Below are 16539 nucleotides of genomic sequence, written 5' to 3'. Positions count from 1 at the left end.
TGCGATGACGACACGTTGACAGCCCAAACGGACCCGATTAAGCCTCAATCTCAGGCGGATAGATCTTCAATCCCATTCTGGAAAAAATGGTATTGGATATAAGGTGTATGCCGACAAAATGCCCAAATGGGCAACGCACCAAAACAGGGGAGATTTTCATGCGTTCTATGCTTCTGGCCTTGCTGGCCGCAACGGCTCTTGTAACGACGGCTCAGGCCAAGGATGTAACGGTTGCCGTTACTGCTATCGTTGAACATCCGGCACTTGATGCTGCGCGCGACGGCGTGAAAGACGCGCTGGCTGCTGCTGGCTTCAAGGAAGGCGAAAACTTGAAGTTCGTCTACCAGTCCGCTCAGGGTAATCCAGCAACCGCTGCGCAGATCGCACGCCAGTTCGTTGGCGAAGCTCCAGACGTAATCGTTCCGATTTCCACGCCTTCGGCTCAGGCTGTTGTTTCCGCAACGCGTGATATTCCGATTGTCTTCACCGCTGTTTCCGATCCGGTTGGCGCACAGCTCGTCAAGGACATGGCAAAGCCGGGCGGCAACGTAACCGGCCTCTCCGACATGTCGCCAGTGGCTGAGCACATCAAGCTCATCAAGGAAGTGATGCCGAACATCAAGAAGCTCGGCTATCTCTACAATTCCGGCGAAACCAACTCCGTGTCGCTTCTGGCAGCACTGAAGGAAGCCGCTTCTGCTGAAGACATCGAGATCGTTGAATCGGCTGCAACCAAATCGGCGGAAGTTCAGGGCGCAGCCCGTGCCCTCGTTGGCCGTGCAGATGCGATGTATGTGCCGACCGACAACACCATCGTTTCGGCTCTCGAAAGCGCCGTCGGTGTTGCCGAAGAAAGCAAGCTGCCGCTCTTCACCGCGGATACGGATTCCGTCAAGCGCGGTGCGCTCGCCGCTCTCGGCTTCAACTATTACGACGTTGGCAAGCAGACCGGCGCTGTCGTTGTGAAAATCCTCAACGGCGAAAAGCCAGGCGATATCGCTGTCGACATCGCCAAGGGCACCGACCTCGTCATCAATCTTGCTGCTGCAAAGAAGATGGGCGTCGAGTTCCCGCAGGCTGTTATCGACCGCGCAACCAGCAAGGTCGAATAATTGCAATTTCTATCCTAAAGAAAAGGGCGGGACGATTTCCCGCCCTTTTCTTTTAAAACTGTCGAGTTTTCAAAATGCCTGCCATTCGTATCCTTCCCGCTGATGACAACACCAATGGCTGGAGCAGGATATTACCTGCCCGTGCGCCACGAGCTGCACTTAAAGGCGATATCAAAGCTGACTGGATTGTGCTGGGCGCTGGATATGCAGGCTTAGCCGCCGCCCGGAGGCTGGCCGAAAACCGGCCCAATGACCAGATTGCACTCATCGATGCGCAGGAAGTCGGAAAAGGCACATCCGGACGCGCTGCAGGCTTTGCCATTGATCTGCCGCACAATGTCAGCTCATCGATGGAGGAGCTGGCCAAGTCGCACAGCTACCGTGCGCTGGCGCGTGCAGCCATCGACCATCTGAAACAGCAGATTGACCAGCATGGCATCGACTGCGACTGGCGGCAGGATGGAAAGTTTCACGCAGCTGTTTCCGATCAGGGGATGCGTGAGGTTCTTGAGCCAACCGTCAAAGAGCTGGAGCGCCTTAAAGAACCCTTCGACTGGCTTGAAGGCGATGCTCTTACCAAACGGCTCGGTACCAGCCATTTTAAAGCAGCGATCTTCACCTATGGCACATCACTGCTGAACCCTGCTGCTCTGGTGCGTGGCCTTGCCGACAACCTTCCTGAAAATGTCACGCTTTATGAGAACTCTGCCGTAACCAAGATCGATTATGGCGACCGTATCCTCATAAGCACGGCAAAGGGCCAGGTTCAGGCACCCGCCATGATCCTGACTGTCAACGGCTTTGGTGAGCAGTTCGGCTTTTTCAGGCGCAAGCTTCTGAATTTCGCAGCCCATGCGAGCCTCAGCCGCAAGCTTGACGATCAGGAATACAAAGCCATCGGCGAAGTCGCTCCTTGGGGTCTGACACCCGCCAATTCCTTTGCTGGCATCACCATGCGCCTTACCTCTGACCGGCGCATACTGGTTCGGCAGAACGTGCATTTCTGCCCGTCGCTGCGCCAGTCGGATGCACGGCGCCAAACAATCAAGCGTGAGCACAAACGGCTGTTCGACGAGCGTTTCCCGATGCTTTCAAACGTCGATATGGAACACACATGGACCGGCTTCATCTGCCTGTCACGCAATGGCGCTCCGGGTTTTGGGCAGATCGCCAAGAATGTTTACACCTCGCTTTGCCAGAACGGCGTCGGCATCACCAAAGGCACGATTGGCGGCATTCTTGCAGCCGACATGGCCTGCGATATCGACAATCCGCTGATCGACGACATGCTGAAGCTCGGCAGCCCGACCGAACTGCCACCACGACCATTCCTCGACATTGGCGTCCGCGCACGATTTGCCTGGGAGCTATGGCGGGCACGCGGCGAAGTATGAGCGAAACCGAGTGAGCTGAATGTTGTAACAGGCGCACAGACTGGTGCTTTTTGGCGCATTTGCAGCGATAATGCTTGCTTATTGGAGCTTTTGGGTTGTATCGGGAAAAAGACAGAGCCAGAACAATCGCAAGCAATAAAATTGCGCATGAAAAACCGGGGAATGGTTCCAAAGGCAAATGTGTTTGGAACAAACTCAAATCAAAACCGGTCGTGATTGAAACAGGTCTTTCGGACATAAGAAGGCAAATGCCTGAATGTGCGAAAGCCAGTGAATCTATGTGCCTTGAATGGTGCGTTTTCATTTTCAATGACGGCAAAGAACAAGGAATCTCAATGTGAGTCAGATCGCCTTCTGGGGTGCGGTCGAATTGGGCCTCGTCTTCTCTTTTGTCGCCATCGGCGTCTATCTGGCTTTCCGCGTGCTCGATTTCCCCGATCTGACCGTGGATGGCTCGTTTCCGCTTGGTGCGGCCGTAACAGGCGTTCTGATCCTTGCTGGCTGGAATCCATGGCTTTCCGCCGGTGTTGCGATGATTGCAGGCTCGATTGCCGGTCTGGTGACAGCGACACTCAACGTGCGCTTCAAGATCCTCAACCTGCTGGCTTCCATTCTGACGATGATTGCACTGTTCTCGGTCAATCTGCGCGTCATGGGTCGTCCGAATATCGCACTGATTAATCAGGATACGATGCTGTCTCCGTTCTTCGGTCACGGCATTCCTGAATATTATGTGCGTCCGGCCTTCCTGTTTGTGCTGGTTGCCATCACGGTATTCCTGGTCTGGCGCTTCCTCGAAAGCGACATGGGCCTTGCGATGCGTGCAACTGGCGCCAATCCGAAAATGGCCCGCGCACAGGGCGTACGCACTGATCGCCAGATTTACCTTGGTATGGCACTCTCCAATGCTCTCGTAGCGCTTGGTGGCTCGCTTTTCGCCCAGACAAACGGCTTTGCAGACGTGACCTCCGGCGTGGGTACAATCGTTGTCGGCCTTGCTGCTGTGATCATCGGCGAAACATTGCTGCGCTCACGTCTCATCCTCGTCATTCTCATTGGCTGTGTTGCCGGTTCGATCATCTACCGCATCGCTATCCAGCTCGCGCTTTCCAATGGCAGCATTGTCGGGCTTCAGGCTTCTGACCTCAACATTGCGACGGCACTTCTTGTTACCTTCGCGCTGATATTGCCGCGCCTGCGCCGCGGAGGAGCATCATCATGATCGAAGTATCCAACCTTGAGGTCATCTTCGGTCGTGGAACACCGCTGGAAAAGCAGGTGCTCAACAAGATCAATCTGACGATGGAGCAAGGCTCGTTCGTCACCGTGATCGGTTCCAACGGCGCTGGCAAATCGACAATGCTGGGCGTGCTTGCAGGCGATGTCATCCCGACCGCTGGCAAGGTTGTGATCAGCGGACAGGATGTGACCCGCAAATCCACTGCCGAGCGTGCTGGTCTTGTGGCGCGCGTGTTTCAGGACCCGCTTGCAGGCAGCTGCGGCACGCTGACGATTGAAGAAAACCTGGCACTGGCTGCATCGCGTGGAACACGCCGTGGCCTTACCCACGCGCTTAATTCCAAGCGCCGTGAGTGGTTCCGCGAACGCGTGGCAAGCCTCAATCTCGGCCTCGAAAACCGCATGCAGGATCGCATGGAGCTTCTCTCCGGCGGTCAGCGTCAGGCGCTCTCGCTAATCATGGCAACATTGGCGGGTTCAGAAGTGCTGCTGCTTGATGAGCATACGGCAGCACTTGATCCCGGCATGGCTGAATTCGTCATGGAACTGACCCGCACGCTGATTGCTGAAAACAAGCTGACAGCACTGATGGTCACGCATTCCATGCGTCAGGCGCTCGATTATGGCGACCGCACCATCATGCTGCATGGCGGCAAGATTCTGCTCGACGTAACCGGTGACAAACGCAAGACGCTCGGCGTTGAAGACCTCATCGAAATGTTCCGCAAAGTGCGCGGACAGACACTCGATGACGATGCTTTGCTGATCGAATAATATTACAAACAGCTTTGTTTCACAGCCGCCGTTCAGTTTGACCGGCGGCTGTTTCGTTTGAAAACGAATTGCGCTACTTAATCCTAATGGCGCAAAAGAAAGCACACGAAGTCGATCAGTTTATTGGAAAGCCGAGCAGCTCGTTTCCGGTTGTGCTGCTCTACGGCCCTGATAAGGGGCTGGTGAGCGAACGTGCGCGTCGATACGCGCAGGCGACCAAGCTTCCGCTCGACGATCCCTTTGCCGTCATCCGCATGGAAGCCGATGAAATCGATGCCGATCCTTCAAAGCTCGCAGACGAAGCGCGGACAATTTCGATGTTCGGCGGCGAGCGCCTCATCTGGATCAAGAATGCAGCCGGGCAAAAGAAGCTCGCGGATGCCGTGAAACTTCTGGTGAGCGAGCCGCCGCGTGAAACCTATATTCTGGTTGAAGCAGGCGATCTTAAGAAAGGCGCAGGCCTTCGCAGTGCTGTAGAGAACGGTTCTGCCGGCATGGCGTTGCCCTGCTATTCAGACGATGCGCGCGGCATAGACGGGGTGATTGACGACGTTCTAGCCGAATGGAAAATGCAGATCACCATGGACGGGCGCCAGCTGTTGCGGGCGAGCCTTGGCGGCGATCGTCTTGCCACGCGTGGCGAGCTGGAAAAGCTCTGCCTTTATGCGCGCGGCAAGGAACGAATTGACATAGATGATGTGCGGGAAGCCGTTGGCGATGTGGCCGGGCTTTCGACCGACGAAGTGGTGGATGCTGTCCTAAACGGCGATCTGTCACGTTTTGAGATGACATTTGACCGCGTCGTAAAATCAGGCACAGCACCCTTTTTGGTGCTCAACACAGCGACTCGTCAGTTCCAACAGATACAGACCCTACGCCATATCGCAGACACTGAGCGCAAAAGTGCCTCAATTGTTGTTGCATCAGCACGGCCTCCGATCTTCTTCAACCGCAAAAAGCTGATTGAAAACGCCGTCGGCCGCTGGAATGCCGACAGTCTTTCCCGTGTGATGGAGCGTCTGCAACGCGCGGTTTTGGAAAGCCGTCAGAATGCGGCATTGGCTGTGCCGATCATCCGCCAATGCTTGCTGGCGATTTCGGTAGAAGCCGTGAAACTCTCGCGCCGATAGAATTCTAACCAAGCTTATAGCATTTCCAGCAAAAGTGCGAAGCGGTTTTGCGTCGGATAATGCGTAAAAACAAACAGTTACAGCGGTTCCAACGATTCTTTCTTAACTGGAACCGCTGTAAGCTGCGGGCTTTCCTGATACTTGCGCCACAGCGAGACCAACCAGCCGCCAAAATAACCCGCTGACGCGCCAGATACGACGGCTGTAATCAATGTAAGGGATGCGTGCTCTCCCGGATAAAACGCGTTCAGCACTGCCAGCGCATATTGAGAGCAGAAGAAAATCAGATTTCTGATCAGCGGCAAAATCGTGCCTGCACGCTCGATAGTTTTGTTCTCACGATCAACCGCCAGAATGCGCGGTCCCGTGAAATATCCGACAGGTGCCAGCACAAACAGGCCCACAAACCAGGCCATCAGAAACGTGCTGAACTGATCTGAATTGCTGTCGAAATGCAAAAAGCCAACAGCGATGAAAATCACCGGCACAAACAGCATTCGCCAAACGGTCACCGTTCGTGTTTCACGCCCTTTGATCCCCGTTATGATGAGATAAGCAAGCAGGCCCCAAACATAGACAGGCGTATGAATGATAATTTGCGTCAGCATTTCCATAGAAGTGGTATCTCCCAAGCCCGGCGATCAGAAAGCAGTGTCTAAATACTACACGACTTACAAGCGCTTCGATAGAAACCGGGTACACGGACCCATTGATGACATTTCAGGACTTACAGCGGTTCCAGTTAGAAATAAATCGTTGGAACCACTGTAACTATTTGTTTTTACGCATTATCCGACGCAAAACCGCTTCGCACTTTTGCTGGAAATGCTATAATCAACAGCCTGTGAGTACCCTCACCCAATCTTGAGTTCATCACACTGCTCAATAATATTAGCTTTATTGGAAGAAACGAAATCGCAAGATTCCGGTCCCTACATATAGTTATAACTTATTGGAATAAAACAATGATTGGCTGCATTCCCCCGATTCTTCTGCTCATGCTCGGCGCAATGCTTGGCTGGCTGATCGGTGGCAATTATGGTGCGGTCTGGGGAAGCTCAATCGGCGTGATCATCGGCATCGTCCTGATGATTATCATTGTCTTTTCGCTCATCAAAGCCCGAGGTCGCTGAAGCATGTGCTGGAAAAGTTGAGGCCGTCTTCGCCGGGATTTCTATAGACTCGACTGGTTTTTTTCCCGCTACGATCCGACAACGAAGTGTCGAAAACAAAGAGATGGAACGAGCTGAGTGGACAGAATTAATCGCGACACGCTTTAACGAAAAAAACCGTGAAACAGATGATGTTTCACGGTCTCAAATACCAAGTGTCAGACGAAATAGGATCAGCTCTGCAGGCGACGGCAAATCTCGTCCAGCTGTTCGAGCGAGCTGTAGCGAATTTTGACATCGCCACCACGTTCGCGATGATTGATCTCAACCTTCATTCCAGTGACATCGGACAGCAGCTTTTCAAGCGCTTTAGTGTCAGCATCTTTCTCGATGGGCACACTCTTGCCCGGCTTTGGCTCGGTACCGTTGCGTGCCTGAGACAAGGCCTCAACCTGACGCACAGACAGGCCCTCTTTCACAACCCGCTCAGCCAGAGCGGTCGGATCTTCCATCGTGATCAGGCTACGGGCATGACCAGCCGACAAAGCGCCATCAGAGATAAAATCCTGTACGCGTTGTGGCAGTTTTAAAAGACGCAGCGTATTGGCCACATGGCTGCGGCTTTTGCCGATAACCTGGGCCAGATCGTTCTGCGTATAATCGTGATTGTCGATAAGCTGTTGATATCCCATAGCTTCTTCGACCGCGTTGAGGTCAGCACGCTGTACGTTTTCAACGATTGCAATCTCAAGCGCCACGCGATCATCAACATCGCGGATGATCACCGGGATGCTGTCGACGCCCGCGCGCTGCGATGCGCGCCAGCGACGTTCACCAGCGATCAGCTCAAAGCGATCCGGCTCGCCTGGCGCCGGACGAACCACGATTGGCTGAACGACACCGTGTTCCTTGATCGACTGCGCCAGATCTTCAAGTTCGACTTCCGAAAACATGCGACGCGGATTGCGCGGATTGCGTGTTACGAACTCAATCGGAACATTACGCTCGCTTGAAATCGGCACCTTGCGTTCTTCCGCCGGGCGGTCGATTTCACCGATCAGGGCGGCCAAGCCGCGGCCAAGGCGCTTTTTTGAAGGATCGTCGTTCATCGTCGGCAGTTCCTGCAATTGTTACGTAGTCGAATCGATAAAGTATCGCTTATCCGATACTCGCTTATTATTATGCGGCCTGAAGCTGCCGCTCACGCTGAATAACTTCGGAAGCAAGCTGTAGATAGGCCTGGCTGCCTGCACATTTCAGATCATACAGAATAGCTGGCTTGCCATGCGATGGCGCTTCCGAAACACGCACATTGCGTGGAATAACAGTACGATAGACCTTCTCGCCCATGAAAGCGCGAACGTCTTCAACAACCTGCGAAGCGAGGTTGTTGCGGCTATCGAACATGGTGAGCACGATGCCCTGAATAGTCAGTTCAGGATTAATCGTCGACCGAACCTGATTGACCGTCTGGAGCAACTGGCTGAGACCTTCAAGCGCGAAGAACTCACACTGCAGCGGAACCATGACAGAATCTGCTGCTGCCATCGCATTAAGCGTCAGAAGATTGAGTGATGGCGGGCAATCCACCAGCACATAAGAAAATTTCTCTGCAACAGCTGAATCAAAACGCAGCGCATCACGCAAGCGGCGCGTACGATCCGGCGCCTGTGCGATTTCCATTTCGATACCGAGCAAATCGAGTGTTGACGGAACGATGTACAGATTTGGAACATCGCTCTGCATGGCGGCTTCATTCACGGAAGCTTCCTGCGTCAGCACGTCATAAGACGATAATGGACGGTTCTGCCGGTCAATACCAAGCCCGGTACTCGCGTTACCCTGCGGATCAAGATCGACAATCAGCACAGTTTCGCCAATGGCGGCCAATGCGGTAGCCAGATTAATGGCAGTCGTTGTCTTGCCAACGCCGCCCTTCTGGTTCGCAATGGTTATGATCCTGGATCTCTTGTTCATACCGTCGCCCTGCTGCTTTCTGCTCTGAGATAACGAATTAATCTGCAATGCGTCGAAGATTGCTGATTTCGAGTATCACCGAAGCTTTATCGATAGCACTTTCATGTTGTACCAGATCGAAACGCCAGCCGACACGGCTTTCATCGATTTCTCTCTGGTAATCCCGACCTTTTTGAAAAAGAGCCTTTGAACCCTTGGTAAGCCAAGGCTCAGCGAGTTCGAAAAGATCGGTCAACGAGGCGAGTGCGCGGGCTGTTACGACATCCGGCACGTCAATTCTATCCCACATCGCTTCAATGCGGGCAGAGTGAATGCGCGCTGGCACAGCCAGATGGCCTGCAGCTGTACGAAGAAACGCAGCCTTTTTTCCCGCACTTTCGACCAGATCAATCGAAGCACCCTGAACTTCCTTCAGAAAGCATGCGGTTACGATACCGGGAAAGCCGCCGCCAGATCCGAGATCAAGCCATCGCTTAGCGTCGGGAGCGAGCGGAAATATCTGCGCACTGTCGAGAATATGACGGCTCCACAGGTCCGCAAGGGTAGAAGGTGACGCCAGATTAATGGCCGAAGACCACTTGCGAAACAGCTCTTCAAAGGCAATCAGCCGCTCATTTGTTTCACGTGAAACACCCGGAACAATAGTTTTCAAGCTTGAATAACGGCTATCCACAGTCATGCTACGCTTTTCCCGGCGTTTAGTTCAGCAGCAGCACGCTCACGCGCGCTATGCTTCTTAATATGCGTGATAAGCAAAGCAAGGGCTGCAGGTGTAATACCTTCAACGCGCTGCGCTTCTGCAATTGTCTCCGGCTTACGCTGCTTCAGCTTGAATTTGAGCTCGTTTGACAGGCCGGAAATAGCATCAAAGTCCAATGACGCAGGAATGAAGAGACGCTCTTCCCGCTCCATCACAGCAATATCGCTTTGCTGGCGATCCATATAGACCGAGTATTGAGCTTCGATTTCCAACGCTTCCCGCGTAATCGAATCAATGGTGTTCAGCTCTGGCCAGATAGCCTGCAGCTTCTGTAGATCAATATCCGGATAGGATAGAAGATCATAAGCCGAACGACGCACGCCATCCTGATTAAGATGGAGCTCATAACGACTTGCCTGGTTTGGTGTAATCGTGAGTTCCTTGGTCAAATCGCGCGCTGCCGACAATGCGTCCTGCCGTGCTGCGAACTTCTCGCGTCGCTCCGACCCAAGAATGCCGAGCTGATCGGCCAAAGGCGTGAGCCTTTGATCAGCATTGTCAGCACGCAAAGACAGACGGAATTCGGCGCGGGAGGTGAACATGCGATAAGGCTCGCTTACACCACGCGATGTCAGATCATCGACCATAACACCAATATAGGCTTCCGTGCGCTGAATAATAACTGGCTCGCTGCCCTCTGCCCGCTTTGCAGCATTCAGACCAGCAAGCAGACCTTGTGCGCCTGCTTCTTCATAACCGGTCGTGCCATTAATCTGGCCAGCTAGGAAAAGACCAGTCACGCGGCGCGTTTCCAGACTACGCTTCAATTCGCGCGGATCGATGAAGTCATATTCAATGGCGTAGCCAGGCTGCAACATACTCGCCTTTTCAAGACCGGGTATAGTCTTGAGATAAGCAAGCTGTACTTCCTCCGGCAGAGATGTCGAAATGCCGTTTGGATATACGGTATGATCGTCCAACCCTTCCGGCTCCAAAAATATCTGATGTCCATCGCGATCACCAAATTTGACGATCTTGTCTTCAACGGATGGGCAATAGCGCGGGCCGACCCCTTCGATAGAACCGGAATACATTGCAGATCGATGAAGATTAGCGCGAATGATTGCGTGCGTTTCAGGTGTCGTACGCGTGATACCACAATCAATCTGTGGAGTGGTGATCTTGTCGGTCATCAACGAGAATGGGACCGGGTCTTCATCTGCCGACTGCATATCGAGGCTCTGCCAGTCAATCGTTCGACCGTCGAGACGCGGTGGTGTCCCTGTCTTGAGGCGCCCGACAGCAAAACCTAAACCGCGCAAAGTATCCGACAGTCCGAGCGCCGGGTTCTCACCCATACGGCCGGCCGGGATTTTCTTCTCACCAATATGAATAAGGCCGTTCAGGAATGTACCGGTTGTCAGGACCACAGCCGCACAAGTCAGCGCGCGACCGTCACCGAGAATAACCCCGGTGATAGTTCCGTCAGTTACGCGAATATCTGAAGCGCCGCCCTCAACAACCGTCAGATTATCCTGCGCAGAAATAAGATCCTGCATCGCAAGCCGATAAAGCTTTCGGTCAGCCTGTGTGCGGGGACCACGAACGGCTGGTCCTTTACGACGATTGAGCAAACGGAACTGAATGCCCGCCTTATCTGCAACACGCCCCATCAAGCCATCAAGCGCGTCGATCTCGCGAACAAGATGGCCTTTGCCCAGACCACCAATCGCAGGATTGCAGGACATCACGCCAATTGTATCGAAGCGATGCGTGACGAGAGCGGTGCGCGCGCCTGCGCGCGCGGAAGCTGCTGCAGCTTCGCAGCCTGCATGTCCACCACCAATGACGATAACATCAAAAGCTGTCGCTTCGGCAGAACCTATGTTGTTCATACTGATGCTTCCGAATCCAATCTAGGCATTCCCAGCAAAAGTGCCATGCAGCTTTGCGTTGGATAATGCGTAAGGCAAAGAGGGAGAGCGTATCAGAAAATGTCGCCAATCGGAATCGCTCTGGAAAGCTGTCTCTTTGACATGTTTATGCTTTCAACGGAAGGGGTAACCCGACTGAGGTGCGATCAACTCTTTGATAAATTTGATACGAAACTCGACTCACGGATGAGAACGGGAGTCAATAAGCCTATGCAGATTCCACAGATGTTTCACGTGAAACATTTCTTGGGGTCGCAAGCGCTCCTCCCACTGTTTCACGTGAATCACTCATTTTCCGATGCAAAATTGCGAAAAGATAACGTCCAATATTTCCTCAACGTCGACATCGCCGGTAATGCGTCCGAGATATTGCGATGCGCGGCGCATGTTTTCAGCGCGCAATTCTAGCGGAAGATCATCTCGCTCTGCCGCTATTGAGATTTCAGAGATTGTCGATTTCAACAAATTGATATGTCTCTGGCGCGTTGGTACTGCGTCATTGATCAAGCCTATCCGTTCCTCGGCAAAGGATTGCAGGGCGTTCAACAATTGATCAAGGCCATCAGCCGTCTTGGTGGAAATTTCAAACTGCCAATCCGCAGAACCAGCAGCATTGCCAAGGTCAGCTTTGGTTCCCACGGTCCAGATATCCGCACTACCCTCTTCCAAAGTTACTGCAATCGGATTCTGCATATCCTCAAGCAATAGAACCAGATCAGCCTCGGCCGCGCGTTCGCGGGCTCGCTCAATCCCGATACGCTCGACCTGACTGGTCGTCTCACGCAATCCCGCTGTGTCCGTCACATAGACCGGGATGCCGCCGAGATTGAGTTTAACTTCAAGCAGATCGCGTGTTGTACCCGCCTCTTCCGAGATAATTGCGATCTCCCGACCGGCAAGGAAGTTGAGCAGGCTCGACTTGCCGGCATTGGGTGCACCAGCAATGACGACATGCAAACCATCCCGCAACATGGCGGCTCGTTTGCCGCTTTCAATATGGCGGGTAATTTCACTCTGCAGAGACTTGAGTTGCTCCCATACCTGCCCCGAAACGGAACCAGGTACATCGCTTTCATCAGCGAAGTCGAGTTCAGCCTCAATCAATGCGCGGGAGCGAATAAGCTTCTGACGCCACTCTGTATAAAGCTGACGCTGCGCTCCAGACGCGACCTGCAATGCAAGGCGACGCTGGCCTTCCGTCTCCGCCGCAATCAGATCGGCCAAACCTTCAGCAATCGTCAGATCCATCTTGCCATTAGTGAATGCGCGACGGGTAAATTCACCCGCTTCAGCCATTCGGGAATTCGGGAAAGTGCTGAGTTCTTCCAAGAGCTTTTCGACCACTGCAATGCCGCCATGCAGATGAAACTCCGCGCAATCCTCGCCGGTAAAGCTGTTCGGGCCCGGAAAGAAAAGTGCCAAGCCCTTATCGATCGCGTCGCCAGCGCGCGTTAGAAAAGTCTTATACGCAGCGTATCTCGGTTCAATGGTCTTTCCAAGAATCGTTTCGAGAACGAATCGAACTTGTGGGCCGGATATGCGTACCACCGCCACACCAGAAGGCAGGCGTCCACTCGACAAGGCGAAAATCGTGTCCTGAAGATGTTGCGGCTCGCTCATTTGATTTCCCGTTCTATATAGATGACTACGTGATATTCATTCGTGTCAGGAAAGAAAAGGCTTATGACTGATATCAGCAGCAACAGGCTCGGCAGAGAGCCAAGCGCTTATCTTCGTCAACATGCCGATAATCCGGTTCACTGGCAGCCATGGAGCAAACAAGCGCTGGATGCTGCACGCGAATTGAACCGCCCTATCCTGCTTTCTGTCGGTTATGCGGCATGTCACTGGTGCCATGTGATGGCGCATGAGTCTTTCGAGAACCCGGAAATCGCGGAAGTCATGAACGCGCTTTTCGTAAATGTAAAAGTCGACCGCGAAGAACGACCGGATATCGACCAAATTTATATGGCCGCTTTAAGCGCCATGGGACAGCAGGGCGGCTGGCCGCTTACCATGTTCCTGCGCCCCGACGGTAAGCCTTTCTGGGGTGGAACTTATTTCCCGCCGAGGGCGCGGCATAACATGCCCGGCTTCGTTGATGTGCTCAACGCCGTCAACAATCTCTGGCAGGGAAATAAAGAAAAAATTAACCATAATGCCGAGGCTGTATTCAATCATCTGGAAGCCCAGTTGGCCGCTCAAAGCGAAGCGCGCGCCAATGAAGTGACACGCTTTAACGAAGTCGCAGACCGCATCCATGCCATGTTTGATCCGGTACGTGGCGGCATAGATAATGCGCCCAAGTTTCCCAATGCACCCTTCATGGATGCCTTATGGCTGTCCTGGCTTTATAATCGCGAAGTTTCACATCGCGACGCGTTTCTGCTTTCTCTCAAAACAATGTTGCAAGGTGGCATTTACGATCATCTGGGTGGCGGGCTTTGCCGCTATAGCGTCGATGCCGATTGGCTGGTGCCGCATTTCGAAAAGATGCTGTATGACAATGCGCAGGTCATTCGCCATGCGACCTACGCCTATGCGGAAACGCAAGATGATTTGTTCCGCCTCCGAATCGAAGATGTTATCGATTGGTTGATGCTCGAAATGCGCCTGCCCGACGGAAGTTTTGCATCCAGTCTGGATGCTGATAGCGAGGGTGAGGAAGGCAAGTTTTATATATTCACCGATAGCGAGATTGATGCCGTCCTCGGTGATCAGGCTGAAAGATTCAAATCCTGGTATGGCGTGAAGCCCACAGGCAATTTTGAAGGCAGCAACATTCTCAATCGCATTCACGCTGTCGGCGAACCGGCAATGCTCCCGCCGGATATAGAAGCTTCGAAACAGAAGCTATTGGCTTATCGCAGCCAACGCGTCCGCCCAGGACGAGATGAAAAGGCACTCACAGACTGGAACGCTCTGGCAATTCGCGCACTGGCTGAAGCTGGGCGCAGTTTTCAAAGGCAGGACTGGATTGAATATGCCGTCACCGCTTATCGTTCAATAGGGTCATCTTTTCAGAATGGTCGCATGGCGCATTGCCGGATGGATGACGTGTTACTCTACCCTGCCCTCTCCACCGATTACGCAGCGATGATTAATGCTGCCCTGTCACTCTTTGAAGCGACAGGAGATCGAACATTCATCGTTGATGCTGTGGCACTTAAAGATGCACTAGATGCAGCCAATCGCGATGCATCAGGCAACTATCGGCTTTCGGCGCTTGATGCGGAAGATGTCATTCTCCATGCCTATGGCGATTATGACGAAGCGATCCCCAGTGCTACAAGCCAGATCATCGAAGCTTTCACGCGCCTGTTTCTCGTGACCGGTGATCTGCATCTTTATAATCAGAATGAGCGTCTGGTTGAACAAGCCATGGGCCGCGCTCTTGTCCAGCAATATGGTCAGATTGGTATTTTGAACGCTGCCCGCTTTGCAGCCGAACCCATGTCTTTAGTGATTGCCGAGGAAAGCAGTGAAGGCGAACTAAGCTTGATCGCTCAACACAATCCCGATCCACGGCGGGTCGATAAGTTCGTTCCGTTTGAAGCCGGCAAAGCGATTGAACTTCCAACAGGCGGCACCGCACACACTGATAAACCTTCAGCGTGGCTCTGTAAGGGGCAAGTGTGCCTTGCACCGGTAGAGACCCCGGCTGCACTCGAAATCCTCCTCAGAGGCCATTCTTGAGGTATTATAGCATTTCCAGCAAAAGTGCGAAGCGGTTTTGCGTCGGATAATGCGTAAAAACAGATAGTTGCAGCGGTTCCAACGATTTAATCCTAACTGGAACCGCTGTATTGATGAAACAAAAACGCCGCGCTGATTTCTCAACGCGGCGTTTTCTATTAATTGCAATCTTTGGATTACGTGTTCATCGAGTCGAAGAACTCGCCATTGCTCTTTGTCTGCTTGAGCTTGTCGATGAGGAATTCGATCGCGTCGGTTGTTCCCATCGGTGCAAGGATACGGCGCAGAACGAAAATCTTCTGAAGATCGGCGCGTGGGACGAGCAGGTCTTCCTTACGCGTACCGGACTTGAGAATATCCATGGCCGGGAAGATACGCTTGTCTGCAACCTTGCGGTCGAGGACGATTTCCGAGTTACCGGTGCCCTTGAATTCTTCAAAGATCACTTCGTCCATGCGCGAGCCGGTGTCGATCAGCGCCGTTGCGATGATGGTGAGCGAGCCACCCTCTTCGATGTTACGGGCTGCACCGAAGAAGCGCTTCGGACGCTGCAATGCGTTTGCATCCACACCACCGGTCAGAACCTTACCCGATGACGGCACAACGGTATTGTAGGCGCGTCCCAGACGGGTGATGGAGTCGAGAAGGATCACAACGTCACGGCCATGCTCGACCAGACGCTTGGCCTTTTCGATAACCATTTCAGCAACCTGAACGTGGCGCGATGCCGGTTCATCGAAGGTCGAAGAAACAACTTCACCCTTCACCGAACGCTGCATGTCGGTCACTTCTTCCGGACGTTCGTCGATGAGAAGAACGATCAGATAGCATTCAGGATGATTGGCAGTGATCGAATGAGCGATGTTCTGCAACAGAACCGTTTTACCGGTACGTGGTGGAGCCACGATCAGACCGCGCTGGCCCTTGCCGAGTGGTGCCACGAGATCGATAACGCGTGACGAAAGATCCTTCGAAGTCGGAACTTCAAGTTCCATCTTGAAGCGCTCATTCGGATAGAGCGGTGTCAGGTTATCGAAATGAACCTTGTGGCGGATCTTTTCAGGATCTTCAAAGTTGATCGTGTTGACCTTGAGAAGCGCGAAATAACGTTCGCCTTCCTTTGGACCACGGATCGGGCCTTCTACCGTATCGCCGGTCTTCAGCGAGAAGCGGCGAAGCTGGGAAGGAGAAATATAAATATCGTCAGGACCCGGGAGATAGTTGGCGTCGGCAGAGCGCAGGAAGCCAAATCCGTCCTGCAGCACTTCAACAACGCCCTCGCCGATAATTTCGACATCTTGAGCAGCAAGGCTTTTGAGGATCGCGAACATCAGTTCCTGCTTGCGCATCGCGCTCGCATTTTCGACCTCAAGCGTTTCGGCAAATGCCAGCAGCTCGACCGGGGTCTTATTTTTAAGTTCTTGTAGTTTCATTTCCTGCATGTGTGAGGAACTCTTTTGAAATTTAAGGA

General features: G+C 53.1%; 14 protein-coding genes. 7 read left to right on the top strand and 7 right to left on the bottom strand.

What is annotated here, in order from left to right; all coding sequences use genetic code 11:
• Window positions 1-158: 158 nt before the first annotated feature.
• The 5 genes from RT142_RS15020 (at window position 159) to holA (ending at window position 5649) form a co-directional block, all read left to right on the top strand.
• Window positions 159-1112, top strand: coding sequence for an ABC transporter substrate-binding protein (locus tag RT142_RS15020; protein WP_113158734.1), 954 nt, complete (start codon window positions 159-161; stop codon window positions 1110-1112).
• A 74-nt stretch (window positions 1113-1186) separates the two neighbouring features.
• Entirely contained in the window at window positions 1187-2506 is a 1320-nt protein-coding gene (locus tag RT142_RS15015) for an FAD-dependent oxidoreductase (RefSeq protein WP_313029624.1), read from the top strand.
• 337 nt (window positions 2507-2843) lie between these two features.
• Entirely contained in the window at window positions 2844-3728 is an 885-nt protein-coding gene (locus RT142_RS15010; RefSeq protein ID WP_024898468.1) for an ABC transporter permease, read from the top strand.
• On the top strand, window positions 3725-4519 hold the full coding sequence (locus RT142_RS15005) for an ABC transporter ATP-binding protein (protein ID WP_007872386.1): 795 nt from the start codon (window positions 3725-3727) through the stop codon (window positions 4517-4519). The genes RT142_RS15010 and RT142_RS15005 overlap by 4 nt, the downstream gene beginning before the upstream one ends.
• Window positions 4520-4605: 86 nt before the next feature.
• The gene (gene holA / locus RT142_RS15000) at window positions 4606-5649 is read left to right on the top strand and encodes a DNA polymerase III subunit delta (RefSeq protein WP_313029694.1); all 1044 of its coding nucleotides are present in this window, start codon (window positions 4606-4608) and stop codon (window positions 5647-5649) included.
• A 77-nt stretch (window positions 5650-5726) separates the two neighbouring features.
• Here holA and RT142_RS14995 read toward each other — a convergent pair whose 3' ends face one another.
• Window positions 5727-6263: a DUF6622 family protein gene (locus tag RT142_RS14995; protein ID WP_207441616.1), complete on the bottom strand. Its 537-nt coding sequence runs from the start codon at window positions 6261-6263 to the stop codon at window positions 5727-5729.
• A 351-nt stretch (window positions 6264-6614) separates the two neighbouring features.
• On the opposite strand from RT142_RS14995, the gene RT142_RS14990 reads away from it, so the two are divergent.
• Window positions 6615-6782: a hypothetical protein gene (locus tag RT142_RS14990; protein WP_153223073.1), complete on the top strand. Its 168-nt coding sequence runs from the start codon at window positions 6615-6617 to the stop codon at window positions 6780-6782.
• Between the two features lie 212 nt (window positions 6783-6994).
• On the opposite strand, the gene RT142_RS14985 is transcribed toward RT142_RS14990, so the two are convergent.
• The 5 genes from RT142_RS14985 to mnmE form a co-directional block, all read right to left on the bottom strand.
• Window positions 6995-7870, bottom strand: coding sequence for a ParB/RepB/Spo0J family partition protein (locus RT142_RS14985; RefSeq protein WP_064322222.1), 876 nt, complete (start codon window positions 7868-7870; stop codon window positions 6995-6997).
• Between the two features lie 70 nt (window positions 7871-7940).
• Entirely contained in the window at window positions 7941-8738 is a 798-nt protein-coding gene (locus RT142_RS14980) for a ParA family protein (protein WP_007872399.1), read from the bottom strand.
• Between the two features lie 37 nt (window positions 8739-8775).
• Window positions 8776-9417 carry a 16S rRNA (guanine(527)-N(7))-methyltransferase RsmG gene (gene rsmG / locus RT142_RS14975; protein WP_064322224.1) on the bottom strand — a complete coding sequence of 214 codons (642 nt, stop codon included), beginning with the start codon at window positions 9415-9417 and terminating at the stop codon, window positions 8776-8778.
• Entirely contained in the window at window positions 9414-11324 is a 1911-nt protein-coding gene (gene mnmG / locus RT142_RS14970) for a tRNA uridine-5-carboxymethylaminomethyl(34) synthesis enzyme MnmG (RefSeq protein ID WP_112804717.1), read from the bottom strand. Before mnmG ends, rsmG begins: the two co-directional genes overlap by 4 nt.
• A 336-nt stretch (window positions 11325-11660) precedes the next feature.
• A complete protein-coding gene (mnmE, locus tag RT142_RS14965; RefSeq protein WP_207441518.1) occupies window positions 11661-12992 on the bottom strand; it encodes a tRNA uridine-5-carboxymethylaminomethyl(34) synthesis GTPase MnmE in 1332 nt (443 codons plus the stop codon).
• Window positions 12993-13055: 63 nt separating this feature from the next.
• Between mnmE and RT142_RS14960 the strand changes: the two genes are divergently transcribed.
• Window positions 13056-15068: a thioredoxin domain-containing protein gene (locus RT142_RS14960; protein WP_313029618.1), complete on the top strand. Its 2013-nt coding sequence runs from the start codon at window positions 13056-13058 to the stop codon at window positions 15066-15068.
• A 176-nt stretch (window positions 15069-15244) separates the two neighbouring features.
• Here the strand turns inward: RT142_RS14960 and rho are convergent, their stop codons facing one another.
• Window positions 15245-16510 (bottom strand): transcription termination factor Rho, encoded by a 1266-nt coding sequence (gene rho, locus RT142_RS14955; RefSeq protein ID WP_024898458.1) that lies wholly within the window; start codon window positions 16508-16510, stop codon window positions 15245-15247.
• Window positions 16511-16539: the final 29 nt, after the last annotated feature.

The organism is Brucella sp., from assembly GCF_032066345.1.
Taxonomy (GTDB): Bacteria; Pseudomonadota; Alphaproteobacteria; order Rhizobiales; family Rhizobiaceae; genus Brucella; species Brucella pseudogrignonensis.
This window is presented reverse-complemented; position numbering and strand designations above follow the sequence as displayed.